Source organism: Mycobacterium sp. MMS18-G62 (assembly GCF_053877835.1).
Map to the genome: position 1 here is coordinate 1,259,167 of NZ_CM132662.1, position 24,621 is coordinate 1,283,787.

Annotated in this window: 25 protein-coding genes; 6 read left to right on the plus strand and 19 right to left on the minus strand. The window is 64.4% G+C overall.

What is annotated here, in order from left to right; translation table 11 throughout:
• Nucleotides 1-15: 15 nt before the first annotated feature.
• Entirely contained in the window at nucleotides 16-543 is a 528-nt protein-coding gene (locus ACWW36_RS06230; protein WP_456140720.1) for a gamma carbonic anhydrase family protein, read from the minus strand.
• A gap of 98 nt (nucleotides 544-641) precedes the next feature.
• Here ACWW36_RS06230 and ACWW36_RS06235 point away from each other — a divergent pair, with 98 nt between their 5' ends.
• Both ACWW36_RS06235 and ACWW36_RS06240 read left to right on the plus strand, forming a co-directional pair.
• Entirely contained in the window at nucleotides 642-1,802 is a 1,161-nt protein-coding gene (locus tag ACWW36_RS06235; RefSeq protein WP_456140721.1) for a Rieske 2Fe-2S domain-containing protein, read from the plus strand.
• Nucleotides 1,803-2,258: a hypothetical protein gene (locus tag ACWW36_RS06240; RefSeq protein ID WP_456140722.1), complete on the plus strand. Its 456-nt coding sequence runs from the start codon at nucleotides 1,803-1,805 to the stop codon at nucleotides 2,256-2,258.
• Between the two features lie 13 nt (nucleotides 2,259-2,271).
• Here ACWW36_RS06240 and ACWW36_RS06245 read toward each other — a convergent pair whose 3' ends face one another.
• From ACWW36_RS06245 to ACWW36_RS06285, 9 genes are all read right to left on the minus strand, one after another.
• Nucleotides 2,272-2,790 carry an MBOE_33420 family protein gene (locus tag ACWW36_RS06245; protein ID WP_456140723.1) on the minus strand — a complete coding sequence of 173 codons (519 nt, stop codon included), beginning with the start codon at nucleotides 2,788-2,790 and terminating at the stop codon, nucleotides 2,272-2,274.
• A 195-nt stretch (nucleotides 2,791-2,985) separates the two neighbouring features.
• Complete coding sequence (locus ACWW36_RS06250) at nucleotides 2,986-3,975, minus strand: hypothetical protein (RefSeq protein WP_456140724.1); 990 nt, start codon at nucleotides 3,973-3,975, stop codon at nucleotides 2,986-2,988.
• A gap of 118 nt (nucleotides 3,976-4,093) precedes the next feature.
• The gene (locus tag ACWW36_RS06255; RefSeq protein ID WP_456142378.1) at nucleotides 4,094-5,062 is read right to left on the minus strand and encodes an antibiotic biosynthesis monooxygenase; all 969 of its coding nucleotides are present in this window, start codon (nucleotides 5,060-5,062) and stop codon (nucleotides 4,094-4,096) included.
• A 15-nt stretch (nucleotides 5,063-5,077) separates the two neighbouring features.
• Entirely contained in the window at nucleotides 5,078-7,795 is a 2,718-nt protein-coding gene (locus ACWW36_RS06260; protein WP_456140725.1) for a molybdopterin-dependent oxidoreductase, read from the minus strand.
• Complete coding sequence (locus ACWW36_RS06265) at nucleotides 7,792-8,613, minus strand: FAD binding domain-containing protein (protein ID WP_456142379.1); 822 nt, start codon at nucleotides 8,611-8,613, stop codon at nucleotides 7,792-7,794. Before ACWW36_RS06265 ends, ACWW36_RS06260 begins: the two co-directional genes overlap by 4 nt.
• Before the next feature lie 445 nt (nucleotides 8,614-9,058).
• The gene (gene bla / locus ACWW36_RS06270; RefSeq protein WP_456140726.1) at nucleotides 9,059-9,973 is read right to left on the minus strand and encodes a class A beta-lactamase; all 915 of its coding nucleotides are present in this window, start codon (nucleotides 9,971-9,973) and stop codon (nucleotides 9,059-9,061) included.
• A gap of 10 nt (nucleotides 9,974-9,983) precedes the next feature.
• Entirely contained in the window at nucleotides 9,984-11,129 is a 1,146-nt protein-coding gene (locus ACWW36_RS06275; protein ID WP_456140727.1) for a sulfotransferase family protein, read from the minus strand.
• Nucleotides 11,129-11,911, minus strand: a complete 783-nt coding sequence (locus ACWW36_RS06280; RefSeq protein WP_456140728.1) for an SDR family oxidoreductase — start codon at nucleotides 11,909-11,911, stop codon at nucleotides 11,129-11,131. Before ACWW36_RS06280 ends, ACWW36_RS06275 begins: the two co-directional genes overlap by 1 nt.
• 3 nt (nucleotides 11,912-11,914) lie before the next feature.
• Nucleotides 11,915-13,042 carry a hypothetical protein gene (locus ACWW36_RS06285; RefSeq protein ID WP_456140729.1) on the minus strand — a complete coding sequence of 376 codons (1,128 nt, stop codon included), beginning with the start codon at nucleotides 13,040-13,042 and terminating at the stop codon, nucleotides 11,915-11,917.
• 88 nt (nucleotides 13,043-13,130) lie between these two features.
• On the opposite strand from ACWW36_RS06285, the gene ACWW36_RS06290 reads away from it, so the two are divergent.
• Nucleotides 13,131-14,027 (plus strand): IclR family transcriptional regulator, encoded by an 897-nt coding sequence (locus tag ACWW36_RS06290; protein WP_456140730.1) that lies wholly within the window; start codon nucleotides 13,131-13,133, stop codon nucleotides 14,025-14,027.
• On the opposite strand, the gene ACWW36_RS06295 is transcribed toward ACWW36_RS06290, so the two are convergent.
• From ACWW36_RS06295 to ACWW36_RS06325, 7 genes are all read right to left on the minus strand, one after another.
• Nucleotides 14,024-14,719: a TIGR03943 family putative permease subunit gene (locus ACWW36_RS06295; RefSeq protein ID WP_456140731.1), complete on the minus strand. Its 696-nt coding sequence runs from the start codon at nucleotides 14,717-14,719 to the stop codon at nucleotides 14,024-14,026. The two genes, ACWW36_RS06290 and ACWW36_RS06295, sit on opposite strands and share 4 nt — an antisense overlap.
• On the minus strand, nucleotides 14,716-15,666 hold the full coding sequence (locus ACWW36_RS06300; RefSeq protein WP_456142380.1) for a permease: 951 nt from the start codon (nucleotides 15,664-15,666) through the stop codon (nucleotides 14,716-14,718). Before ACWW36_RS06300 ends, ACWW36_RS06295 begins: the two co-directional genes overlap by 4 nt.
• A gap of 69 nt (nucleotides 15,667-15,735) precedes the next feature.
• The gene (locus ACWW36_RS06305) at nucleotides 15,736-16,125 is read right to left on the minus strand and encodes a hemophore-related protein (protein WP_456140732.1); all 390 of its coding nucleotides are present in this window, start codon (nucleotides 16,123-16,125) and stop codon (nucleotides 15,736-15,738) included.
• Nucleotides 16,126-16,293: 168 nt separating this feature from the next.
• On the minus strand, nucleotides 16,294-16,668 hold the full coding sequence (locus ACWW36_RS06310; RefSeq protein ID WP_456140733.1) for a heme-binding protein: 375 nt from the start codon (nucleotides 16,666-16,668) through the stop codon (nucleotides 16,294-16,296).
• Between the two features lie 56 nt (nucleotides 16,669-16,724).
• Nucleotides 16,725-17,777, minus strand: coding sequence for a 4-hydroxy-2-oxovalerate aldolase (gene dmpG, locus ACWW36_RS06315; RefSeq protein WP_456140734.1), 1,053 nt, complete (start codon nucleotides 17,775-17,777; stop codon nucleotides 16,725-16,727).
• On the minus strand, nucleotides 17,774-18,700 hold the full coding sequence (locus ACWW36_RS06320) for an acetaldehyde dehydrogenase (acetylating) (protein WP_456140735.1): 927 nt from the start codon (nucleotides 18,698-18,700) through the stop codon (nucleotides 17,774-17,776). Before ACWW36_RS06320 ends, dmpG begins: the two co-directional genes overlap by 4 nt.
• Nucleotides 18,701-18,735: 35 nt before the next feature.
• Nucleotides 18,736-19,521: a 2-keto-4-pentenoate hydratase gene (locus ACWW36_RS06325; protein WP_456140736.1), complete on the minus strand. Its 786-nt coding sequence runs from the start codon at nucleotides 19,519-19,521 to the stop codon at nucleotides 18,736-18,738.
• A gap of 73 nt (nucleotides 19,522-19,594) precedes the next feature.
• Between ACWW36_RS06325 and kstD the strand changes: the two genes are divergently transcribed.
• From kstD to ACWW36_RS06340, 3 genes are all read left to right on the plus strand, one after another.
• Nucleotides 19,595-21,277, plus strand: coding sequence for a 3-oxosteroid 1-dehydrogenase (gene kstD, locus ACWW36_RS06330; RefSeq protein ID WP_456140737.1), 1,683 nt, complete (start codon nucleotides 19,595-19,597; stop codon nucleotides 21,275-21,277).
• Nucleotides 21,277-22,137, plus strand: coding sequence for a MaoC/PaaZ C-terminal domain-containing protein (locus ACWW36_RS06335; RefSeq protein WP_456140738.1), 861 nt, complete (start codon nucleotides 21,277-21,279; stop codon nucleotides 22,135-22,137). The genes kstD and ACWW36_RS06335 overlap by 1 nt, the downstream gene beginning before the upstream one ends.
• A gap of 393 nt (nucleotides 22,138-22,530) precedes the next feature.
• Nucleotides 22,531-23,328, plus strand: a complete 798-nt coding sequence (locus ACWW36_RS06340) for a DUF1942 domain-containing protein (protein WP_456140739.1) — start codon at nucleotides 22,531-22,533, stop codon at nucleotides 23,326-23,328.
• 11 nt (nucleotides 23,329-23,339) lie between these two features.
• On the opposite strand, the gene ACWW36_RS06345 is transcribed toward ACWW36_RS06340, so the two are convergent.
• Entirely contained in the window at nucleotides 23,340-24,092 is a 753-nt protein-coding gene (locus ACWW36_RS06345) for a hypothetical protein (RefSeq protein WP_456140740.1), read from the minus strand.
• 151 nt (nucleotides 24,093-24,243) lie between these two features.
• On the minus strand, nucleotides 24,244-24,558 hold the full coding sequence (locus tag ACWW36_RS06350; RefSeq protein WP_456140741.1) for a hypothetical protein: 315 nt from the start codon (nucleotides 24,556-24,558) through the stop codon (nucleotides 24,244-24,246).
• Between the last annotated feature and the right edge of the window lie 63 nt (nucleotides 24,559-24,621).

Sequence of the window (24,621 nt, forward strand, 5' to 3'; positions counted from 1 at the left end):
CGGTACGGCGCTTCGCTACATGATCGGTCCCAAACCCGCGACGTAGCGGCGGGCGAGGTCCTGGTACGCGCCAGGGTTGGTGTTCACCCACATCTCGGCGCCGGTGCCTGCGATCGGACCTCTGACTTTGGCCGGGGCGCCGGTCACCAGCACCTCGTCGGGAATCTTCGTGCCGCCGACCACCAGTGAATGCGCGGCGATCAGGCTGCGCGCCCCGATCACCGCGCCGTCGAGCACCGTGCAGTGGTTGGCGAGCACGGCCTGGGCGCCGATGTGTACCCCGTGCACCACACAGCCGTGCGCGATTGTGGCGCCCGGCCCGACGTCCACCGGGATGCCCGGTGGTGCGTGCAGCACGCAGCAGTCCTGCACGTTCGCGCCCTCGCGAACGATGATGGGCGCGAAGTCGGCCCTGATGACCGCGTTGAACCACACCGATGCCCCAGCCTCGACGTGGACGTCCCCGACCAGCGTGGCTGTAGGGGCGATGAACGCGCCGGGGTCGATCGTCGGTGAACGGCCCTCAAATGAGTACAACGGCATCGTCTAGATATACCGCAGGTAAAACCGTTTAGATTGCGCGCGGGGAGGCAAAAACTGTAACGTGTTCTAGTTAGAGAGCACAGATTGGGAGGCTCGACGTGAGCACCGAAACCGCAGGCATTCGAGAGATCGACACCGGCGCGCTGCCGGACAGGTACGCGCGTGGCTGGCACTGCCTTGGCCCGGTGAAGGACTACCAGGACGGCAAGCCGCACGGCGTCGAGATTTTCGGCACCATGTTGGTCGTCTTCGCCGACTCCCATGGAGACATCAAGATCCTCGACGGCTACTGCCGGCACATGGGCGGCAACCTCGCGCAGGGCACCATCAAGGGTGACGAAGTCGCCTGCCCGTTCCACGACTGGCGCTGGGGCGGCGACGGCAAGTGCAAGCTGGTGCCCTACGCCAAGCGCACACCGCGGCTGGCACGCACCCGCGCCTGGCACACCGACGTCCGCGGTGGGCTGCTGTTCGTCTGGCACGACCACGAAGGCAACCCGCCGCAGCCTGAGGTGCAGGTGCCGGACATTCCCGAAGCGGCCAGCGATGAGTGGACCGAGTGGCGGTGGAACTCGATCCTGATCGAGGGCTCCAACTGCCGCGACATCATCGACAACGTGACCGACATGGCGCACTTCTTTTACATCCATTTCGGTCTGCCGACGTACTTCAAGAATGTTTTCGAGGGCCACATCGCCTCGCAGTACCTGCACAACGTCGGCAGACCCGACATCGACGACATGGGAACCACTTACGGCGAAGCGCATTTGGATTCCGAGGCGTCGTACTTCGGCCCGTCCTTCATGATCAACTGGCTGCACAACAGCTACGGCGGCTTCAAGGCCGAGTCGATCCTGATCAACTGCCACTACCCCGTGACCCAGAACTCGTTCATGCTGCAGTGGGGTGTCATCGTCGAAAAGCCAAAGGGGCTCGACGAGGAGACCACCGACAAGCTGGCGCGGGTGTTCACCGAAGGTGTCAGCAAGGGCTTCCAGCAGGACGTCGAGATCTGGAAACACAAGACGCGCATCGACAATCCGCTGCTCGTCGAGGAAGACGGCGCCGTCTATCAGATGCGCCGGTGGTATCAGCAGTTCTACGTCGACGCCGCCGACGTCACGCCAGATATGACCGACCGCTTCGAGATCGAGATCGACACCACGGCGGCCAACGAGAAATGGCACGTCGAGGTCGAGGAGAATCTCAAGCGGCAGGCCGAAGAGAAATCCGAAGGACAGTCGACTCAGGTCTCTTAAATGAGCCGGAGCGAGGAAGCACCAGACGTCGACCAGCTTGCGCGGTCGATGCTGAGGCTCTACGGCGCGCACGACGACGACCATGACCACGACGGCGACGACGCTGGATTTCGTTCGAAGGCACCGAACTTCGCCTCGGATCCAGTTCGGTTGGCCGCGGTGCGTGAAGCTACACAGCGCGACCGCGAGCGGTATCTGACGTCAGGACTGGTATCGGTCGACTGCCGGTTCTGCCATGTCGCGGTACAGGTCAAGAAACTGGGTCCTGCGCACACCTCGGTGCAATGGAACGCCGAGGCGTCGCAGCGCTGCGCATATTTCAACGAGATCCGGCAGTCGGGCGGCGATTCGGCACGCATACGCGCCTGCCCGAAGTTGGCCGACAGCATCAAACACGCTGTGGCCGAAGGGTGTTTAGAGGAAGAGTCGTCCGCCCCGCGGCCCGGCGACGGCTAGCAAGATCCGGCGATCACTGCCCTGGCGGTGGAGGTGCGTCGATCGGTGTGAGATTGAACGGCAGCCAGTACGTGCCTGCGCCATCGCCCGGGCATCCGGGGTCGGCCACGGTGAATGTCCGCTCGCCGGAGAAGCTCCCGTCAGGATTGGGAGCCAGGAAGTCCGACCGGAAGGCCGTCACGGCACCGCCGTCGTCGCAGTGGAATGGATAGTCCCCACTCGACTCCCACCGGCCGTCGGTCCAGTGATAGTCGAATAGCGCAGGGGCGTTGGGGTTTTCCGCGAGATCGGTCAGCCGCATCCAGTGGGCCACGCATCCCTTCGCGTCACACGACGTGGTGAAGCTGGCCGCTTGAACCGACGGGTCGGAGGTCTCCGGGCGTCCATTGAAGGTCTGCTGCGAATGGTCGAGGAAGGTGTTGTAGAGCCCGTAGATCGGCACAGGTTCGACACGGTCCGCGTGCGCCGCAGGCGCAGCCATGGCGGCGACACACGCCGCGAGGGTCGCCACGGACGATACCTTGATCATCATGACGGGTCCTTCCTTGGGGAATCGGCATGCCCGTTCGTCAGCCGATATTGCATAGCACACCCCGCGACCACGTTGCTGGAAAATCGCAATCTGCATCCCTTGGATGTGGCCAGTCGCCGAAAAGCGTTGTCTGGCATCCGTTATGCGGCCGTGGCTGCCATACCGGCTGCGTCACCATCCCACATCGGCGTTGAATCAGAGCACCGGACAGCTTGGAACTGCGTCCTCCAGCCGCGCGGGACCGGTGCCCTTGGTGGGGTCCGTCTTCCACGGCCAGTCGTTGGAACGGAACGGCGCCAGGCTGGGAAGCACTGCGGTCTTTCCTCGTTTGGCCATCTCGCGTTCGATGACCGCCCGGCCGCCGCCGCCGAGCAGCTCGACGTCCATCGCATAGAAGTCGCGGAAGAACACCATCCCGAGGGACCGATCGGCGACGATGCGGGCCAGCACGTCGAGCATCTTCTCTGGGGTCGTCTCGAACTCCGCCGTCTCGACGAGCAACAGCCGCTCACCCATCGTCTCTGTACCCATGAACTGAACGAGAATGCTGTAGAGGATGTTGTTCTGCCGCGTCACATACATCGTGTTGTTCACGGCGTATGTGTGCTCCCAGGCCGCGCCGAGTTCGTCTTTCCAGCCCTCGACGACGTTCATCCAGTGGCCCACCTGCGCACCTGCGGCGATTCCAATGGCCTTGACCGACAAGGGCGTTGTGCCGCGGATGAACTCCTCGAGTTGGTCGTAGGTGTAGCTTCCATTTGCCAGACAGTCGTCCATGAAGGCCAGATTGCGTTCCAGAATCGTGCGCAACACGGTTCGGTCGTCATCGGGGATATCGAGCGCGCCAATGCCTTCGAGGGCCACCTGGTTCTGTGCCCGGTACATCGCCAGCGGCGCACGCCACAGCAGATTCGCGCAGGGATCGTCCAAATAGGGTGAGACGACCTCGTAAATCGCCATGGTGCTGTGACCGATCGACTTGGCGATCTGATAGACGATCGGCACCGGGGCCGCCACTTTGGCCGGCTGTCCGGGTGGGTACAGAATCATCTGACCGCCCTGACCGCTGAACAGTGCCACGATGATGGGCACTTGCTTGCGCATGTTCTGCTTGAACGTCGCCAGGGATTCGTCGTACAAACCCATCATCGACGAGTTCAGCGCCAGGACAGCGTGCTCAGCCACCTCTCGCGCGCTGGCGGGCGGTCTCGCGTCCAGGACCGGACTCATAAACTCGGGTACGACATTGTTGGTTACTGACATGGTGATCACTTGATCCTTTCGAATGGGCAAGGAAATTGCGTCAGGGGACGTGCCAGAACTTCCAGAGGAGGCTGAATACCACCGCCCAGAACAACAGGGACGCAACGACGATGACGGCGCCTCGCATGGCTGTGCGTGATATCGGTTCACCAGGCGACGGCCACAAGAAGCGTTTGAGCAGTCGGTTGGCGTAGTACGGCATCGTCACGAAGGTGAGGATGAAGCTGGAGCACAGGTTTCCGATCAGCGTGCCCGCCCAGACCGGTAGGTGGAACGGAGACAGCACGAGCATGATCGTCATCGCCGTGGGGTAGATGCCGACCCAGACCGCGAAGGACGTCTTGATATCCGATGGCGGCGGCACCTGGTTGCCTTTGTCGTCGAACGCGAACCAGCTGCCGAACGAGTTCTCCACTGTCCGCAGCTGGAAATCGCGGAACTTCTTGCCTTCCTCGAGCAACTGCTTGCGCTCGTCTGAGGTCATCCACGCTTCCAGGTCGGCGACGTTGTCGTAGCGGTACATCGCCGTCCACTCGTCCTGCACACCCTCGACGGGCCTGAACAGTTCGGTGCCGCGGTAGCCGTCAAACTTGCTTTCGGCCAATCGAAGTCGTTCCTGCCAGGCGAGGAATTCGTCGACGTCCTTCGTCTCGACGCGGTGGGTGGCGACGACCGTTACCAGTTGGTCCGCAGGTTTGGCTGCACCACCGACAATCTGCTGGGTGGGGGGACCGTCGAAGTACTGCGCGCCGGTCGCCAACCCTTCCTGCCGAGTAGAGCTGTTCAGCCAGGCTCGCAAGTTGGCCATCGAATCGAAGCGGTAGATCACCACCCAATCAGGTTGTGTCTCCGTAGGCGCGGTGACTTCGGCGCCGACGAATCCCGGGTAGCGTGACGAGGCTTCGTTGAGCTCGTGTTGCCATGCCAGGAACTGTTTCTCGGCGCCGTGCCGTACGCGCTGACCGATGATGACCGTGACGGCGCTTTCGGTGATGTTGTCGGTATGCATGCCGGTCATCGACGGCTAGGTCGCCGGCACCAGTCGGCTGGCCGCGAGCCGACTGTAGATGCGTTCTGGAGAAAGCGGGAGCGATCGGTAGCGCACGCCGGTCGCGTTCGCGATGGCGTTGGCCAGTGCCGGCGCGACCGGGTTGATACAGCATTCCGCCATGCCTTTGGCGCGCATCGGGCCGACCGAGTCACTCGAATCGACCAAGAGCACCTCGGTGCGTGGAGCGTCGGCGTAGGTGGGAATCTTGTAGTTGCGCAGATTCGGGTTCATCATCACCCCGTTTTCGCCGACGTGGAAGTTCTCCGTCAGCGCGAAGCCGATGCCTTGCGCGACACCACCTTCCACCTGTCCCCGCACCTGCACTGGGTTGATGACGACACCGGCGTCTGTGGCCTGGACGCTGTAGAGAATGCGGACCTCGCCGGTGATCTGGTGCACGGCGATCCTGAATCCGTGGGTGTTCGACGTGACGCTGCGCGGTGATCCGTACGCCTTGCGCGCCACGGTGAATCGGTTGCCGCGTGTCTTGGCGATCTCGACGAGTTCGGACAGCGAAAGCCGCTTGTCGCCGCACACCACGCCGTCGTCATCCATCGCGCAATCGGTGACGGCGACGTTCGTATGCGCCGCCGCGACTTCCAGTATCCAGTCGCGCAGCGCGGTGGACGCTCGCTGCACGGCGTTCCCGGCCACGAACAGTCCCGCGCTGGCGAAGGCTCCGGTGTCGAACCCGGTGCGGTCAGTATCGGACTGCACAAGATGTATGCGCGCCGGCGTGGTGCCGAGCCGGGTGGCCGCGATCTGCACGTGAGCGGTGGATGTGCCTTCACCGAATTCCACTGTCCCTAAGGCGATCTCGTAAATACCGTCGTCGCGCAGTGTCGCCCAGCATTCCGAGATGTGTTCGGTCGGCGGCGCCGTCTCGTGCAGTGAACTCGCGACACCTGTGCCGACCATCCAGTCCTCGCCGAGGTCGTGGTCCCCATCATCGCGATGCAGCGCCGCGTCGACCAGATCGATGCACTTACCGAGACCGTCTTCGGTGAAGGCGACGTCGTCGGGGCGGTCGTCGATTGCGAGCAACGCGTCGCCAGGCCGGACGATGTTGCGGCGCCGCAACTCGAGCGGATCGATGTCGAGCGCGATGGCAAGCTCATCCATCGCCGACTCCACCGCGAACGCGGGCTGGGTCATGCCGTACCCGCGCAGCGCCCCGCTGGGCACGTTGTTGGTGTACACGGCGTAGCCGTCGAATTTCTTGTTGGGGCAGCGGTATATCGCGATTGCGGCACCACCGGCGAACAGGGTCTCACCGCCGTGATTCCCGTAGGCCCCGGTGTTGGAGATGTTGCGGAACTGGAAGGCGGTTAGCGTGCCGTCGGCGCGCGCACCGAGCTTTACGGTGATCTTCATCGGATGGCGTGGCGACGCCGTGGTGAATTCGTCTTCCCTGGTGAATTCCAGGCACACCGGGCGTCCGGTGTCCAGGGTGGCCAGTGCCGCGAGATCCTCGGAGATCACCTCTTGTTTGCCGCCGAACCCTCCACCGACACGCTTACAGAACACCCGCAGCTGGTCAGGTCGAAGGTCGAAGAGGTAGGCCAGTTTTACCTTGGCGATCGACGGCGATTGAGAACTGGTGCGTACGTTGAGCCTGCCGTCCTCCATCCAGGCGATCGATCCATGCGTTTCGAGATGTGCGTGCTGCACGCGAGGCGAGAAGTAGGTGCCTTCGTGGATCACGTCGGCCTCGGCGAATCCTCGTTCCACGTCGCCGATGTCGCCATGGAGCTCGAGCAGGATATTGCGGACGGGGTCGTGGACGAACGGGTCGTCGTATCCATGCAGTTGCGGAGCTCCATCGGCCATGGCCTCTTCGGGATCGAAGACGGCGCGCAACGGCTCGTATTCGACGACGACCTGGCGACAGCCCTCTTCGGCGGCACCGACCGAATCGGCGAGGACGGCAACCACCCGCTGACCGGCGAATCGCACGACGTTGTCGAGGATGTAGGTGTCGTCGGGATCGACCAGATGGTCGGTGTGGATGGCGGTGGTGTACAGCTTGCGCGGCACGTCTTCCCACGTGTAGACGCGACGAACGCCGGGCACCGCAAGAGCGGCCGACTTGTCGATGGAGACGATGCGCGCGTGCGCATGGGGTGAGTGCAGCACCTTCAGGTGCAGCATTCCGTCCATCTCGGTGTCCATGGTGAACTCCGCGCGACCAGTCACCACGTCGGTCGCCGCCGGCGCTCCCACGCTGGTGCCGACGGCTTGACCTGGAAGCGCCTCCTCGACGGCCGCGACGCCGTTGATCGCATCCTCGATGGCGCGATAACCCGTGCAGCGGCATAGGTTTCCCTTGAGCGCACGCGGCAAGTCCTGCTTCTGGTCGTCAGTGAAGGTCGCGGCGGTCATGATCATCCCCGCGGTGCAGAAGCCGCATTGGAAGCCGGGCGCATCGCGGAATTGCTGCTGCAGTGGGTGCAAGTCGTCGGGCGTGCCGAGCCCCTCGATCGTGGTGACCTCCCGGCCGTCGGCACGGAACGCCGGCGTGATGCAGCTGTGCACGGGCCGACCGTCGAGCCAAACGGTGCAGGCGCCGCAATCGCCTGCGTCGCAACCCTTTTTGACGCCATGCCAGCCAAGTGAGCGCACGAAGGTGCGCAAGCACTGCCCGGCACGCGGCTCCTCTTCGAACGCTTTCCCGTTGACGGTGTATGTCATCGCCACTCCCCCAGTTCCCGGCGGATCTCTTCGGCGTAGTGCTTCGCCAGATGACGGCGATGATCGGGCGACCCGTTGGCGTCGTCGAACCAGACCTCGTCGGGCAATGCGTCGATGCGCTGCTGCAGCTGATCGGCGTCGGGCAGTGAATCGAACGCCAGCCGGATCGGATGCGCAGTCGCTGCGGTGATCGTCAGCAGCATGTCGGCTGCGTCCGGTGATTGGGTGGCGATCATGAAGATCGTCGACCGCCCGAGTTTGGTCAGCGTGAAGCGGCGGTGGGCGTGTCGCTTACGCAGAGCGCTGACGGGAATGTGGATGCTTCGCAACACCTCGCCCGGTCCCAGGATGTTCTGGTGATTTCCCGTCACGAAATCGGTTGCGTCGACGGTGCGATCGGTTCCATCGGATGACCACAGTGTGTACTGGGCTTCGAGCGCGACGGCCATGGTGATCATCGGTCCCGCAGGCAACGACATGCAGATGTTGCCGCCGACCGTCGCCGAGTTCCACACCTTGAACGATGCCAGGAAAGCCTCGCAGCTCGTCTTGAGCACCGAGCCTGCGAGCCAGTCGCGAGGCGGGTCGAATGCGTAAAGTTCCGCCACCGTGCAGGTCGCCCCGATCGTCAGGCCGGTATCGGTGGCGCTCAGTGACGGCCAGCCAAGCGAGACGAGGTCGACCAATCGGCGGACTTGAGGTTGCTGTTCAGAGAACAACCACGTTCCGCCCGCCAGCCATGCGTCGCCGTTGCGCCACACGGCCCCGGGTCGTTCCGGTGGATGACGGACGACGTCGGAGATGGTGTTGATGTCGATGTCAGTGCCCTTCGCCGCGCTGATTCAACGATGCTTTGCTGACATCACCGATAGTGCACTGCTTCGCATCACAAAAACCCATGGACGCCACCGCCAGGAGCATGACGCCGGAGTCTCATCGCGTCGGCAGGCTAACACAGCCGTTAATTATCAGGCAATATCTAAACCGTGCGTTTCCGAACTGTCATTTGCCCATTCAAGTGCATTTCATCTGCATAGATTCGCACATTGGATGGCCGTGGCCGCCGATCTGGCTCGTTTCTCAGCAATTCCGCAGAAAGCGATCCCAGCGAACAGCCGTGGTGAATCCAGTCGGCGACAGCACCTCAATCTATGCCCGCTGTCGGCCGAACGTATGAATATCGAAGTGCTTTTTGTTGATTTGCTGAAAGCTGCACTGTCGGCGGCAGAAAGAGCTACAGTGCCGCCCGCACGGCGGTCGCCGTCAGGCTGCCTCGATCACATAGGGCACTGCGAATCTCGCGACCTCGGTGATCAGCGGTCGGAGGTTGGGCGCCTTCGGGTCTGGCAGCTGTGAGCGCGTCATGACGGACAAGATGACGCGCCTGCCGTCGGGTCCGTACACCATGCCGATGTCGTTGGTACTTCCGTAGTCGCCGGAGCCGGTCTTGTCTGCACACGTCCAACCGACAGGCAATCCCGGCCGCATGCTGGAGGTGACGTTGCCGCGCATCCAGTCTTCCAATTGCTGACGCTCAAACGGCGCCAAGACATCGGTGGTGAGCAGGTTTCGGTAACCGCGCCCAATCATGTGCGGCGTGCTCGTGTCGCGCGGGTCGCCGGGCACCGCCGAGTTCAATTCGGTTTCCCAGCGGTCGAGCCGGGTCGCGTCGTCTCCTACCTGGCGGGCGAAGTCCGCTATGGCCGGTGGGCCGCCGATCGCTTGCAGCAAGAGGTTTCCGGCGGTGTTGTCGCTCTGCTGCAGCGCGGCCCGGCATAACTCCGCCAAGGGAAGAGTTCCTCCGGCATGGGCTTGCGTCACCGGAGAGTTCGCGACCAGCTCGGCCGGGTCGATCGGCATCTCGTCGTCCAGCCGAAGCTGCCCCCACTGCGTCTTCTGCAGAACGGACGCCGCGGCGTAGGCCTTGAAAGTTGAACAGACCGCGAACAATTCGGCGTCTCGGTAATTGATGTTGCGACCCGTATCGAAATCGACGCAGTGCACTCCGATGATGGCGTTGTACGCGCGCTCCAGCTCGCCGAGGCGGTCTTGCACACGGGGATCCGATTCGGCGGAATCCGTCGGCTCAGCCACCGCTGACGGCGTGCGATACAGCGCCGCGGCGCCCATCAGGGCCACGCCGGACATGAGCAGTCGCCGTCGTGTTGTATCTGCCACAGCAGAAAGGCTACAGCCCCTTGAAGCGCTCCCTGACCTGCTCCGCGGTCAGTCCGTAGTCGGCCAGCGAGTATGTATGTTTGGGCGCGCGCGGGCCCTTCTTGCTCTCGGCGTGGGTGTCCTCCACGGCCGCACGCACCTCATCTGTGAAGTCGATGCCGAAGTGGGCATAGATCTTTTCGATTTCGCGGACCGGCTCAGCGATGAAGTCGAAGTAGTCCATATCGTAGAACTGCGCCGAATCATGTTTGGCCCGTTCGGCATTGAACAGCTCGAGGCCGCGTGACCACGTCTCCAGCGAGTCCTGGCCGATGGTCTCGCCGACGAACGTCGTCGACCAACCCTCGGTCGTATGCTGCGCAAGCGAACACATCGACGCCATGATCGTCTCAGCGGGCCGGTGGCACTGGATCACCAGCGCATCGGGATACGTCGCGAACAATGCATCGAGTGCGAACAGGTGGCTGGGGTTCTTCAGCACCCAACGCTTCTCGGCGTCGTTCAGCCCGATCAACTGAAGGTTCTTGCGGTGCCGCTGATATGGCCGCGTCCAGTCCTGGTTGGCCAGCCATCGAGCGTAGGTCGGGACATGCGCCAGCGTCTCGTATGAGACGGAGTGCAGCGACTGCCGCAACAGCTGCCAGCACTCCTCGACGTCGTCGGCGGTCATGAAGTGCAAGCCGGTGTAGTCCGGGTTCTCGTCATGCGCCTGCTGGAAACGTGCCGCGAGTTCAACGAAAACCGGGTTCTCCGACCAGGTCTCGCGTGGCGGGCGGGGTTGGGGGAACTCGGCCAGCCACAACTCGAGACCCTGATGACGCGGATCGGCGACCAGCAATCGGTGCAGTGCGGTGGTGCCCGTACGCGGCAGTCCCGTAACAAAGATCGGCTGCTCGATCGTCACGTCGGCGTGCTGCGGGTACTGCTTCCACGCGGCCTCCGACAGCAGCCGGGCCACCAACGCATTGCGCACGAAAAACCGGTTCATCTTGCTGCCGAGTTCGGTGAGCCCGGCGTCACGCCGGAACGACTCGAGCAGCACCTTGAGGGCTTCGCGGTAGTTGTCGTCGTCGGTGCCGAAATCGTCGAGCCCACAAGCCTTTGTCGCAGAGGCGTGCAGTTCGTCGACGGTGCCGACATCGGTGCGCGGGGTCATCAGGCCTTGAACTCCCCGCAGTTGACGTCGAGCGTCTGTCCGGTGATGCCGCTCGACAGGTCACTCGCCATGAACAGGATCGCCGACGCCACCTCGTCCTCGGTGGGCAGCCGCTTCAGGTCGCTGTTGACCGCGGCCGCTTTGTAGATCTCGTCGACGGTGGTGCCGTACTTGGAGGCTTGATGCTCGAAGTAACCCTGCAGCGTGCCGCCCCAGATGTAGCCGGGCAGCACCGAGTTCACCCGAATGCCTTGGGGACCAAGCTCACTGGCCAGTGACTGCGACATGGCCAGCAACGCTGATTTGGCCATCTTGTACGCGCCCTGCTTCGGGTCGGAGTGACGCACGACCATCGAGTTGACGTTGACGATCGAGCCCTTCGCCTCGGTCAACGCAGGCGTGAAGCCCTGGATCAGCCGCAGTGCGCCGAGCACGGTGAGCTCCAGCGTCTCGCGGATGTGGTCGAACGTGGTGTTCGCGAACGGCTTCATGGACGGCACCTTGAACGCGTTGTTGATCAACACGTCGACCTTGCCGTACGCCTTGAGCGTCTCCTCGACCAGGTTGTCCACCTGAGCCTCGTCGGTGATGTCGGTGCCAACCGACACCGCGCGCCTACCCAGGTCGGTGATCTGCTTGGCCACGTCGTCGAGGCGCTCGACGGTCCTGGCCGCCAGCACGAGGTCTGCACCGGCCTCGGCACACCGCCGTGCGAGCGTGGTGCCCAACGCGGGACCCACACCACTGATCACGACGACCTTGTTCTCCAGCAAGCCGGCCATGCGCTATCCCACCATCCTGTGTCCAATTTGTTCCTGGCGCAGAGCTATTCGCGCACGCCAGTCTTCGTCGGAGATCTTGTTCTGTTCGTAGAACGGCAGCGACTCCGGCACCTTGTCGAAGTCGACCACTTCCGCAGTAGGGCCGTCGGCCGCGGTGAGCTCGCGCGACACGCGCTGCCACCGGAACTGCATGTAACCCTTGGCGTGGCCGAGCGTCTCCACCCAATTGGTGACGCCGGGGTTGCGGTCGGCGACGACGATGCGGATCTTTCCGTCCGGATCTGCTTGTGCCTGGGTGCCATTCAGCGACGTCTGGTGATTGATGTAGTCCAGCGAGATGTACCACAGGCTGCCCAGCTGAAAGCCGAGATAAGGCGCGTCACTGACGGGCAGCGTGATCACCAGGGCCTGGTCCGGTGCCAGCTGGAAATGCCCGACCGATGAGTACTGCGTGGCCAGCCCGCCCGGCGTGAGCCGCGGCGCCACCAACGTGTTGACGTCAATGTTCATGTAGAACCACTGCGGGAACTGCAGCCACGTCTTGACCCGCTGCACGAGTTGCTTTCCCGCTGTGGCGTAGCGCTTTTCGATCAGCTCGCGAGTCAGCGGCGGCGGCGCAGTGCCCGCGGTGTCGAGGCGCTTGATGGCGAACGAGCCACGCTGTGCCGACCAGTCGTTGTAGACCTCCCTGATCACCAACTGCGACGGCGTTTCCGGCCGGAACCGCCACTCGAAGCTGCCGTCCGCCGCGATGTCGAGCTTTCGGTCGTCGAAAGCGGTTTCGCTGTCGGGCACCACCTCGTCGGTGTACTCGCCGCCGAGCAGCTGGAAACTCACGTCGGTGGTGGTGCCGCGCTTGCCCGTCACGACATAGTCGTGGCCAGGCAGCACCCGCGTGCCGAAATACAGCGTGTCCGGGTTGTCGAGGGCCATCTTGGTGAAGGGGCCCGTGCCGCTGTGCAGGAAGGGGTGGTCACGGTCGTAGTCGAAAGCGACCTGCGTACACGCGGCGATACAGCCCGCGAGGTATTGCAGGCCTTCCAACAGATCGGCTTCGGATTCGATGTGGGGCGCTTCGGAGACCAGCTTCTCGGCCTCCGCGATCGCGTCCATCAATGGCTGCGAGTACACGCCCTTGAAACTAGAACGTGTTCTACCAGGAGTCAATATATCGACCGCTGCGGTACATATATGGAACAGCGTGCGGTAGTCTGCCCGGGTGTCCGAGTCCGCACGCCGCGCTTCACCACCTACTCAACGGGTCGTCCGCATCCTCGATTTTCTCGCCGCGCGCCCCGAGGAGCGATTCGGGCTTTCCGACCTCGCGCGTCGGCTGGACCTGAGCAAGCCGACCTGCCTCGGCATTGTCACGTCGCTGACGGACGCCGGCTACTTGGTGCGCGACGCAGGCGACAAGACCTACCGACTGGGTCCCTCACTGATCACGCTCGGGCACAAGGCGCAGGAATCGATGCGCGTCAGCCCGGCGGCCCGCGAAGAGCTGCGCCGGCTGTCGGCACGCTTCGGGGTGACGGCCGCTCTGTCCGGGGTGATCGACGACAGGATCACGCTGCTGGATCTCGTCGCGCCGACCGGCGCTCGACCTGGCGTCGAGGTCGGCCAGAGTTATCCGTTCGCGCCGCCGGTCGGGCTGATGTTCGTGCTGTGGGACGACGAGGCCGAACGCAATTGGCTGGCGAAAGAGCCGACTATCCCGCTGCGGACCAACACCGATCGGCTCAAGCGCGTAGTCGCCGCGTGCCGCTCCGACGGTTACCTCGTCGAGCGCCAGACGCCCGGCGGGCGGCGCCTGTACTCGTTGATGGCGGGCATGTCGAGCAATCTGCCCGACGAACTGCGCGCGCTGCTCGCCGAATTGGTGTCCGATATCGGCGAGCGGGTTTACCTGCGCGGCGAAAACGGCGGCCGCAGACGCCATGACATCAGCGTGATCTCGGCACCCGTCTACGACCACTACCAACGGCAGGTCATGGTGGCGTCGATGCATATCGGAAAGGCGTTGACGGACAACGAAATCGCCGAACGGGCGCGTGCGTTGGTGGGGACGGCCGACGCAGTCACCAAACAACTCGGTGGCGTGAAGCCGGCACGCTAATAGGCGTAGGTGTTCGCGGGTTTGTCGATATGCGTCACCTTTGACACCGCCATCGTTGGGATGAAGTTCGTCGACGCCGCAGACGTTCCGGGCACGACGGTGCCCTCGACCTGCAGCCAGGTGTCCTCGGGATAGCCGGCCACCTCAGCGACCGCCGGGCCGGACAGGTGGATGCGGGCCAATTGCGCGTCCGCCGCACAGCAGACGATGACGACGCGGCCCAAATCCGTACTGGCGGGGTACTTCAGCGTGAAGCCGGTAACGGTGATCAGCCGGCCGTCGAGTGAGTTCGCGGAATCGGTGGCGGCCCGCATGAGGACGTCGGGAATCGACACCGTCGGTGCCCGTCCAGCGGGCAGCGGCGGCCACGGCCGTCGCGTCGGCTCGGCCACGTGCTGCGGCGCGGCGCCGTGCGCGCTGAGTGGCGGCGGTACCACGAAGACGGTCAGCGCGATCGGCACCAGCAGCAGCCACACCAGCCACGGCCGATGCTGATGGTCGTCGTCACCCTGCGGGTGGCGCAGATCCCGCACGATCGCGGCCACGGCCAGCGCGACGAGGACGACGGCAGCAGCGATCAACCACGGCAGCAGCGACGGCTTCACGTAGTGCAGATAGGAGCCCTTGACGACCATCACGACGACGCTCAAGCCCACGAGCAGCAGCAGCGAGTTCTGCGTGGCGCGGCTCATCGCGCGCCGCCGAGGAACACCAGGCCGACCACTGTCGCGACGACCGTCGCGACGACGAACGTCGCAGGCCCAAACCGCAAAGCGAACGGTCGGCCGAACAGGCCGGCCTGCATTGCCGACAGTTTGACGTCGACGGCCGGGCCGACGACGAGGAACACCAGCCTTGGCAGCAGCGGCAGCATCGTCAGGCTGGCGGCGACGAAGGCGTCGGCCTCCGAGCACAGTGCCAGCACAACGGCGAACAGCGCCATCGTGAGCACACCGAGGACCAGGTGGCCTGCGAGACCTTCGAAGACCCACGCGGGCACCACAACTCGCAACGTGGCTGCCGCTGCCGCGCCCAGCACCAGATACGACCCGGCGTGCAGGAAGTCGTGCCTGGCCGCCTCCGTGAAGACGACCCAGCGTGAAGCGTCTGCGTCGTGCTGCGTCGGCAGTCGTCGGGTCACCCATTCGGCACGGCCCCAGCGCAGCCACAGCAAGCCCATCGTCACCGCGGTGGCCAACGACCCCACACACCGGGCAAGCACCATCGCGGGCTGGCCGGGAAACGCGACCGCGGTCGCCACCAACACAACTGGGTTGATCGCCGGGGCGGACAGCATGAACGTCAGCGCCGCGGCGCCTGAGCGCCCTTCTCCGAAGAGCCGACGCGCCACCGGTACCGAACCGCATTCACAACCCGGCAACGCCGCGCCACCCACACCAGCGACCGCAACGGCCATCGCAGGGTTGCGGGGCAGCCACCGCGACAGCCGATCGGGGGAAACGTATGCGGCGATCAGACCGCTGACGACGACGCCGAGCACGAGAAACGGCAACGCCTGGACGAAGACGCCGCAGAACACCGTCGCGGCCACACTCAGGTCGGCGTTACCGGCGACAAAAGCACTTATCGCGCCGGCCGACAAGGCCAGCGCGATGAGCGAGGCGAGCAAGACCTCCATCGACCCGACGCGCCGTCGGCGATCGGTCGGGGCGGCGGTCACCGCCCCATCTTGCCCGCGATCAAGCGACTAGGTCGCCTGCAGTGCCTCCGAGATCGGCGTCGGCGTCACCTGGATGCCGCACTGGTTCTGCAGATCAGTGGCCGGCTGGTTGATCGCCCTCAGTTCGTTCTCCACCTGCGGGTGGTTTGCGAAGTAGGCCTGGTAGGCCTCGCGAGCCAGTTGGTCCGGCTGCTTCGCGATATCGGTCAGCTCCTGGTTCGTCTGCGGGTGCGCGGCGAGGTAGGCGGCGGTCGATGCCGACACGGAGCTCGCCGTTGTTGCGATCCCGCTTTGCACGCACGCATCGGGTGTGGCATTGGCGACCGGCAGGATTACGGCAGCCGAGCCAAATGCCAGAAGGCCTCCGGCGAACATGCCGTACAGGCCGCGTCGCACGGTCGTTGCGGACATGTACATCGAATCACTCCTTCGGTTCGCGATCATTTGTCGCGTCCCGAGGGGCCTAACCCGAATGCAGGGGGCGTTAAACACCGGGTCGACGCCGCTGCGCGGCCTCGACGGGCGTCGTTGCAGGGCAGCGCCCAGAAAATGGCCGCCGAGAATTTTTCTCCCAGCGGCTGACCGTCACACGTCGGCGAGCACGGTCAGGGCGTCGGTCGGTGACACCTCCATGCCGCAGCGGTTCTTGTAGTCGACCAGCGGCTGCTGAATGGCCCGCAGTTCGTCGGCTTCCTGCGGGTGGTCGTTGAAGTAACCGTCGAACTGGCCCATCGCGACCATCGCGGGCTGCCGGGTGATGTCGATCAGTTCCTGGTTGACGTCAGGATGTGCGGCGAAGTAGTCCGACAGTGAACCCGTCACCGAACTCACCGTCTTCGCAAGCGTGCTCGCATTGCAGTCGTCCGCGGCGGGGTCGGCGCTTGCAGAGGGCATGAGCAGGGCCGCGCATGAGGCGGCGCCGATCACGGCTGTGGCACACACTCCGGTACGAAATTTCACAGGGGCTCCTTGGGTCGTGACGGTTCCCTGTGCTTTTCGCAGATATGCGCGAAGCGTTACTTCGCTGGTGCGGCGTCCTGCTCCCGCTTGATCTCCAGCGCGATGTCGATCAGCTGGTCCTCCTGGCCGCCGATCAGCTTGCGCTGACCTGCGCGGTGCAGTAGCTGATGCGCCGGCACTCCGTACCGCTCGGACTGGCGGATCGCGTGCTTGAGGAAGCTGGAGTACACGCCGGAATAGCCCATGATCAGCGCATTGCGGTCGAGCAGGCATTCGGCGGGCATGGCAGGCGCGACGACCTCCTCGGCGGCATCCGCGATGTCGAAGAAGTCGATACCGGTCTTCACGCCGATCTTGTCGAACACGCCGATCAACGCCTCCACGGGTGCGTTACCCGCACCCGCCCCGAACCGCCGGCACGATCCGTCGATTTGCTTGGCGCCCGCGCGCACAGCCTCGACGCTGTTGGCGACACCGAGGCCAAGGTTCTCGTGCCCATGAAAACCAACCTGAGCATCCGATCCCAATTCGGCCACCAACGCGGCGACCCGGTCGCGCACGCCCTCGAGCACGAGCGCGCCCGCAGAGTCGACGACGTACACGCACTGGCAGCCCGCATCGGCCATGATCCGTGCCTGAGCGGCCAGCTTCTCCGGCGGAATGGTGTGGCTCATCATCAGGAACCCGACCGTCTCCAAGCCGAGCTCACGGGCCAGCCCGAAGTGCTGGATCGACACGTCGGCCTCGGTGCAGTGCGTCGCGATCCGGCAGATCGAGCCACCGTTGTTCTGGGCTTCCTTGATGTCCTCCTTGGTGCCCACCCCGGGCAGCATCAGGAAGGCGATCTTGGCTTCTTTGGCGGTTTCGGCCGCGAGCTTGATCAGCTCCTGCTCAGGGGTCTTGGAGAAGCCGTAGTTGAAGCTCGACCCGCCGAGCCCGTCGCCGTGGGTGACCTCGATGACCGGCACCCCGGCGGTGTCCAGCGCCGCGACGATCGCGTGGACTTCGTCCTTGGTGAACTGATGACGCTTGTGATGGCTGCCGTCACGCAATGAGGTGTCGGTGATTCGGATGTCCCACACCGGGTTGAAGAAGATGTCGGTGCTCATGCCTGCGCCCCTTCCGCTACGAGGCTTTGCTTGGCGATTTCCTCGCCCACTTTGGCCGCCGCGGCGGTCATGATGTCCAGGTTGCCCGCATACGGCGGCAAGTAGTCACCGGCACCCTCGACCTCGACAAACGTGGTCACCACGGCCTGCCCGCCGGAGTTCATCGACGGGTCGTCGAACTGCGGCTCGTTGAGCAACCGGTAGCCGGGCACATAGGTCTGCACCTCGGCGACGACGTCGCTGATCGACTGCGCGATCGCATCGCGGTCGGCGTCCTCGGGGATCGCGCAGAAGATGGTGTCGCGCATGATCATCGGCGGATCGGCCGGGTTCAGGATGATGATGGCCTTGCCGCGCTTGGCGCCGCCGATCGTCTCCACACCCTTGCTCGTGGTCTTGGTGAACTCGTCGATGTTGGCGCGGGTGCCAGGGCCCGCCGACGCGGACGCGACCGAGGCGACGATCTCCGCGTAGGGCACCCCTCCTTTATCGACAAGCGCGCGATTGACGGCGTAGACGATCGGGATGGTGGCCTGCCCGCCGCAGGTGATCATGTTGACGTTCGGGGCGTCCAGGTGCTCGCGCAGGTTGGCGGGCGGTATCACAGCGGGGCCGACCGCCGCCGGCGTCAGGTCGATAGCGCGGATGCCGGCCTCGGCGTAGCGCGGTGCGGCGTCCCTGTGGACGTATGCGCTCGTCGCCTCGAACACCATGTCGGGCTTTTCATCGAGACCGAGCAGCCAGTCCACCCCCTCGTGGCTGGTTTCGAGGCCGAGTTTGCGCGCACGCGCCAGGCCTTCGGACTCGGGATCGATGCCGACCATCCAGCGCGGCTCCAACCACTCCGAGCGCAACAGCTTGTACAGCAGGTCGGTGCTGATATTTCCCGACCCGACGATCGCCACCGAGGCTTTCTGAGGCATTTGCGTTCCTTGCTTTTCGGAGCTATTCGAGACTGCTATTCGAAACTCAGTCGTACAGAACCTAACCCGGCGAAGTCCGCAACGAAATTGCTGCCAGGAGGTGCATCTATCGCACGCGTGCACGACCCCGGCAACACGATGTCACCGGCCTTGAGACGCACCCCAAAGCCTTCGACCTTGCGGGCAAGCCAGGCCACCGCGGTGACCGGATTACCGAGCACCGCGTCGGAGCGTCCCTTCGCCACGACCTCACCGTTGTTGGTCAGCACCGCGTCGATGTTGCGGATGTCGATGTCCTTCGGCGACACCCGCGCCTCGCCGAGCACCCAGCCGGCCGACGACGCATTGTCGGCGATGGTGTCGCACAACTTGATCTTCCAATCGGTGATGCGGGTGTCGATCAGCTCGATGGAAGGGGCGAACGCGGCCGTGGCCGCCAGCACGTCGTCTTCGGTGCAGCCGGCGCCGGGCAGATCGTCGGCCAGAATGAAACCGACCTCGACCTCGACGCGGGGGTACAGATATCTCTCCGACTTGACCGGGCGATCCTCAAACACCTGCATCTCGTCGAGCAGGTGTCCGTAGTCGGGTTCGTCCACGTTCATCATCTTCTGCATGGCCTCAGACGACAGGCCAACCTTGTGTCCCACCACGCGGGCACCCTCGGCGACCCGCTGCCGGATGTTGATCAGCTGGATCTCGTAGGCATCGACGACGTCGATGTCAGGATTTCCGTCGGTCAACGGAGAGATCGGGACGCGACTGCGCTCGGCCTGAGCGAGGTCAGCCGCCAGCTGTTCACGCACCTGGTCGCTAAGCATCGATGCGAAGTCCCCTCGTTTCGTCGACCGGCGCGGTTGTGGGTCGGCCGGGCAATTCTATAACGTGTTCTACATGACGGGTCAGGAGTATGACGTCGTCGTGGTGGGAAGCGGCGCCGCCGGCATGGTCGCCGCCCTCACCGCGGCCCACCAGGGACTATCCACAGTAGTCGTCGAGAAAGCTCCGCACTATGGAGGTTCCACTGCGCGGTCAGGCGGCGGCGTCTGGATCCCGAACAACGAGGTTCTCAAGCGCGACGGCGTCACCGATACTCCAGAGGACGCCCGCAAATACCTGCACACGATCATCGGCGACGTCGTCGAGCCCGAGCGGATCGACACCTATCTGGACCGCGGCCCGGAGATGTTGTCGTTCGTGCTGAAGAACTCGCCGCTGAAGATGTGCTGGGTTCCCGGATACTCCGACTACTACCCGGAAACGCCAGGCGGGCGCCCCGGCGGCCGTTCGATCGAGCCGAAACCGTTCAATGCCCGCAAGCTAGGGGCCGACCTGCCCGGCCTTGAGCCGCCCTACGGCAAGGTGCCGCTCAATGTTGTTGTCATGCAACAGGATTACGTTCGGCTTAACCAGCTCAAGCGCCATCCGCGTGGCGTTCTGCGCAGCCTGAAAGTCGGCGTCCGCACGGTGTGGGCAAAGGCCACGGGCAAGAACCTCGTCGGCATGGGCCGTGCGTTGATCGCGCCGTTGCGGATCGGGCTGCAGAAAGCGGGTGTGCCCGTACGACTCAACACGGCGTTGACCGACCTGTACATCGAGGACGGAGTCGTCCGCGGAATCTATGTGCGCGACACCAACGCTCCGGAAAGCGCCGAACCGGAACTGATCCGGGCTCGTCGCGGCGTGATCTTGGGTTCCGGCGGGTTCGAACACAACGAGCAGATGCGGGTGAAGTACCAGCGCGCGCCGATCACCACCGAATGGACGGTAGGCGCCAAGGCCAACACCGGCGACGGCATCCTCGCGGCGGAGAAGTTGGGCGCAGCGCTCGACATCATGGAAGACGCGTGGTGGGGCCCGACGGTGCCACTGGTCGGTGCGCCGTGGTTTGCGCTGTCGGAGCGCAACTCCCCCGGTTCCATCATCGTGAACATGGCCGGCAAGCGATTCATGAACGAATCGATGCCGTACGTCGAGGCGTGCCATCACATGTACGGCGGCCAGTTCGGACAGGGTCCCGGCCCCGGCGAGAACATTCCGGCGTGGCTGGTGTTCGACCAGCAGTACCGGGACCGCTACATTTTCGCGGGACTGCAACCGGGACAACGCATTCCGAACAAGTGGCTCGAGTCCGGTGTTATCGTCAAGGCCGACACGTTAGAGGAGCTCGCCAGCAAGGCCGGACTTCCCATCGAAGAGCTGACCGCAACGGTCGATCGGTTCAACGGCTTCGCCCGATCGGGCACCGACGAGGACTTTCACCGCGGCGAGAGCGCTTACGACCGCTACTACGGCGACCCGACCAACAAGCCGAACCCGAATCTCGGCGAGCTCGGCCATCCGCCGTACTACGCAGCCAAGATGGTGCCCGGCGACCTGGGCACCAAGGGCGGAATCCGTACCGACGTGAATGGGCGCGCACTGCGCGACGACGGTTCGATAATCGAAGGCCTGTACGCGGCGGGCAACGTCAGCGCGCCGGTGATGGGACACACCTACCCCGGGCCGGGCGGCACGATCGGCCCGGCGATGACGTTCGGATACCTGGCGGCGCTTCACATTGCGGGGACGAACTAATGCCAATCAATGTGGACGAAGCGCTTGGCGCCGAGCTTCCCGCTGCCGAATTCTCTTGGACCAGTAGCGATATCCAGCTCTACCACCTCGGGCTGGGTGCGGGCATGGATCCGATGGATCCGCGGGAGCTGCGGTATTTGGTGGACGACGCGCCGCAGGTGCTGCCGACGTTCGGCAATGTCGCGCAGAGCTTTCACATGACCGAAGCCCCGACGGTGAAGTTTCCGGGCATCGACATCGAACTGTCTCGGGTGCTTCATGCGAGCGAAGCCGTGACGGTGCCCGGCCCGATTCCACCGTCGGGCACCGCTAGGGCAGTGACACGCTTTACCGACATCTGGGACAAGGGCAAAGCCGCGGTGATCTGGTCAGAGACGTCGGTCACGACGCCTGACGGCACACTGTTGTGGACGCAGAAGCGGTCCATCTTCGCTCGAGGCGAAGGCGGCTTCGGCGGTGAGCGTGGTCCGTCGACGTCGTCGGAGCCGCCGCAGCGCGCCCCTGACTTCGAAGTGGCCATTCCGGTTTCGCCGCAGCAGGCGCTGCTCTACCGGATGTGCGGCGACCGCAACCCCTTGCATTCCGATCCCGAATTCGCCGCCGCGGCAGGCTTTCCGAAGCCAATCCTGCACGGGCTGTGCACCTACGGCATGACGTGTAAGGCGATGGTCGACACTCTGCTCGACGGTGACACCGCTCGGGTCGGAAGCTACGGCGCGCGGTTCGCGGGGGTCGTGTATCCCGGTGAGACGCTGAAGGTGAGCATCTGGAAAGACGGTGACGCCTTCTCCGCCATAGTTACCGCCCCCGAGCGCGAGGATGCGGTGGCGCTAGCGGGCGTCGAGTTCGTTCCCGCCTAGCCCGCCAATCACTGCGCCTCGGGTTCTAGACCCTTGCTGTGGCGACGGATTCCATCGTCAGACACCCCATTTGCCCTTGCGTAAACCATTGACACTTTCCCCCGCTTCCTGGCGTGACGGCGCATGCGTCAAAATTCGCTGGCGCGAAAGCTTTTGCGCTTCAACCAGTCAGCCATCGCGATGGCGTCCATTGGTTTCGGCCTGAGACAATGCTTTTGCGACGTTCTGCGGCCTGCTAACTTCGCTATGAAGTGATCATCCCCGTCGGGGGATACCGCCAGTGAGAAGACTCAGGAGCGCGCGACCTTGAAGATCACCAGGACCACCACTGTATTGGCAACAGCAGCCGCAGCCGCCGGGCTTATCAGTTCGCCGCTCGCGTCCGCAGAGGATGTGACGACGCAACCCCTCGGAAGCCAGGCAAAGCTGGTTGACGGAAATGTTGTCCAGGCTTGGACAATCACGAACCTCCGTACCAGCTCTGACACGATCCCCTACCCGGTAGCCGGCACCCTTTGGGAGGCGACCGCCACGGACGAGGCTATCGAGGGCGGAGCCACCCCGATCGTGTCGAACCTCAACGCCCGCGCAGGCAGTGGACAGACGTACCGGGCGCTATTCCAAGTGCCGACGGCCGAGGGGGTCAACCCCGCCACCCTGGCTCAGGGCGAAAAGACAACGGGCAAGGTGTATTTCGACGTCACCGGTGACGTCCCTGACAGCGTCGTCTACAACGCAGGCGGACAAGACCTGCTCCTCTGGGTGCAGCCGCCGCCGGCGCCTCGCACCGCGACCCGGCCGACTCAATACCCGTCGTCCGGCCAGGGCACAGCCGCCCCGGCAGCCACACCTGCGACGCCCGTTCCGGCCGCTCCCGGCACGACACCTGCTCCCGCCGCGACCGCCACGACTCCTGTGCCGGGCGCACCAATGCCCGCGGCCACACAGACGGTGCCGGGCGCACCGCTGCCGACGGGGAGCCAGGGCACACCGCTTCCAGCAGGCAGCCAGGGAACGCCGCTTCCGGCCGACGTCCAAGGAGCACCCGCGGCCGCGGGCAGTCAGGGCACACCCGCCGGCGCGGAGGGTGCGCCGGTGCCGGCGAGCACCGGTGGGGCACCACAGCCGGCAGGCAGCCAGGGGACGCCGGCGACTCCGGTGACGACCGTGCCGCGAGCGCCTGCCGGGTGACGCTCGTCAGCTCACGAGTGGGACGACCACCACGCGTAGAGCTGGTCGAAAGTTGGCCCCTGCGGCCCTGATTGGACGGCGCTGACTACCAGTCGGGCTTCGTCGGTCCACGCCACGGTCGGTCTGCCGGACTGGACGCCACAGAACAGCACGCCGCTGACCTTGTCGGGGGTCGCGTTACGGCGCCACGGGCCGGGCGACTGGATATTGCCGGGGCAGTCGACTCTCGTCGATGCTGCGACGATGTCATTGAAGGCGGTATCGAGCGCCGCCTTGTCCGAGCCCAACGTGTACGTGGCCGACAGCGGGCCGCCCGCATCCGAGTTTGCTTCGCAACTAACCTGTGCCAGCGCGCTTTTCGGCGTGGCGACCGCTTTGCACGCGGTCGACGAGTAACCGGCGGGAACCATCCGCAACAGTCGATCGGCTTCGGGATTGGGCGGAGTCGACGCGGCGGATGTGGTGGTAGCCCCGCTACTCGTGCTGCTTTCGGAGGTGGGACGCATCAGCCAGAAGATGGCGCTGCCCACGACGAGCACACCGAGCAGCGCAATAGAGCCCAGCACAATGACGGGTTTACGTTCGCGATGTACCGGCCGCGGGTTGACGATCAGGGGTGCGTCGAACTTGTCGGCCCATGAGCCGTGCTCAGATTCCCACGAGTCGTCGACGGCGGGTGCCGACGCAGAGATCTGCAGCGGACCGGTGTCTGCGTCGTCGGGCTCGGGCTCGTCCCACGGGTCCGGCGATGGAGGCACGGTCATGCCCGTACCTCGGTGTGGATCCCGATCACGCGCCAACCCCCATGTACACAGCGGCAGTTCACCATCGCAGCCCAGCCGTCGGCCGGGCTGCGGTACTGAGGGTAATAGGCGGTGCGGACGGGTGCGCCCGCGTGTCGGGATATGGCTCCGTTTAACGCGTTCGGACCGACCGAAGCCGTGGGCGCGGTCCGGCGAGGTCGTGCAGAGCCATGTCGATCCACGACCTGCCCGACGGGCACATCCGCAAATGTTTGTAGATGTTGTCGTGCAGCTCAGGTGCCTCCACAGTGAACTGGCGGGTGAAATCGCCGCTGTCCGGATCGGCGACCACCAACCGAGCGAGAATGGTCTCCCCACAACCCGCCGGACACGAGACGCTGAGTTCGCCTGGCGGACTGAAGACGATGACCGCCTCGGGATGCACCAAGGGAATGGCAGGCTCACATCCGCGGCTAGCGGCGTGCATGAGTGCATCCACTTTTGCCGAGGCCAGCAGTACGCGCAGCGGTCCGACCCAGCCACAAGAGCA

Bases quoted from the DNA above. Each gene is read 5' to 3' on its own strand.
- dmpG (WP_456140734.1), bottom strand. From the start codon at position 17,777: ATGAGCACCGACATCTTCTTCAACCCGGTGTGGGACATCCGAATCACC.
- ACWW36_RS06245 (WP_456140723.1), bottom strand. From the start codon at position 2,790: ATGATGATCAAGGTATCGTCCGTGGCGACCCTCGCGGCGTGTGTCGCC.
- ACWW36_RS06275 (WP_456140727.1), bottom strand. From the start codon at position 11,129: ATGACCCCGCGCACCGATGTCGGCACCGTCGACGAACTGCACGCCTCT.
- ACWW36_RS06345 (WP_456140740.1), bottom strand. From the start codon at position 24,092: ATGACCGTGCCTCCATCGCCGGACCCGTGGGACGAGCCCGAGCCCGAC.
- ACWW36_RS06305 (WP_456140732.1), bottom strand. From the start codon at position 16,125: ATGTACATGTCCGCAACGACCGTGCGACGCGGCCTGTACGGCATGTTC.
- ACWW36_RS06335 (WP_456140738.1), top strand. From the start codon at position 21,277: ATGCCAATCAATGTGGACGAAGCGCTTGGCGCCGAGCTTCCCGCTGCC.
- ACWW36_RS06255 (WP_456142378.1), bottom strand. From the start codon at position 5,062: ATGCATACCGACAACATCACCGAAAGCGCCGTCACGGTCATCATCGGT.
- ACWW36_RS06350 (WP_456140741.1), bottom strand. From the start codon at position 24,558: ATGCACGCCGCTAGCCGCGGATGTGAGCCTGCCATTCCCTTGGTGCAT.
- ACWW36_RS06240 (WP_456140722.1), top strand. From the start codon at position 1,803: ATGAGCCGGAGCGAGGAAGCACCAGACGTCGACCAGCTTGCGCGGTCG.
- ACWW36_RS06300 (WP_456142380.1), bottom strand. From the start codon at position 15,666: ATGGAGGTCTTGCTCGCCTCGCTCATCGCGCTGGCCTTGTCGGCCGGC.
- ACWW36_RS06325 (WP_456140736.1), bottom strand. From the start codon at position 19,521: ATGCTTAGCGACCAGGTGCGTGAACAGCTGGCGGCTGACCTCGCTCAG.
- ACWW36_RS06230 (WP_456140720.1), bottom strand. From the start codon at position 543: ATGCCGTTGTACTCATTTGAGGGCCGTTCACCGACGATCGACCCCGGC.
- ACWW36_RS06320 (WP_456140735.1), bottom strand. From the start codon at position 18,700: ATGCCTCAGAAAGCCTCGGTGGCGATCGTCGGGTCGGGAAATATCAGC.
- ACWW36_RS06295 (WP_456140731.1), bottom strand. From the start codon at position 14,719: ATGAGCCGCGCCACGCAGAACTCGCTGCTGCTGCTCGTGGGCTTGAGC.
- ACWW36_RS06260 (WP_456140725.1), bottom strand. From the start codon at position 7,795: ATGACATACACCGTCAACGGGAAAGCGTTCGAAGAGGAGCCGCGTGCC.
- ACWW36_RS06280 (WP_456140728.1), bottom strand. From the start codon at position 11,911: ATGGCCGGCTTGCTGGAGAACAAGGTCGTCGTGATCAGTGGTGTGGGT.
- kstD (WP_456140737.1), top strand. From the start codon at position 19,595: ATGACGGGTCAGGAGTATGACGTCGTCGTGGTGGGAAGCGGCGCCGCC.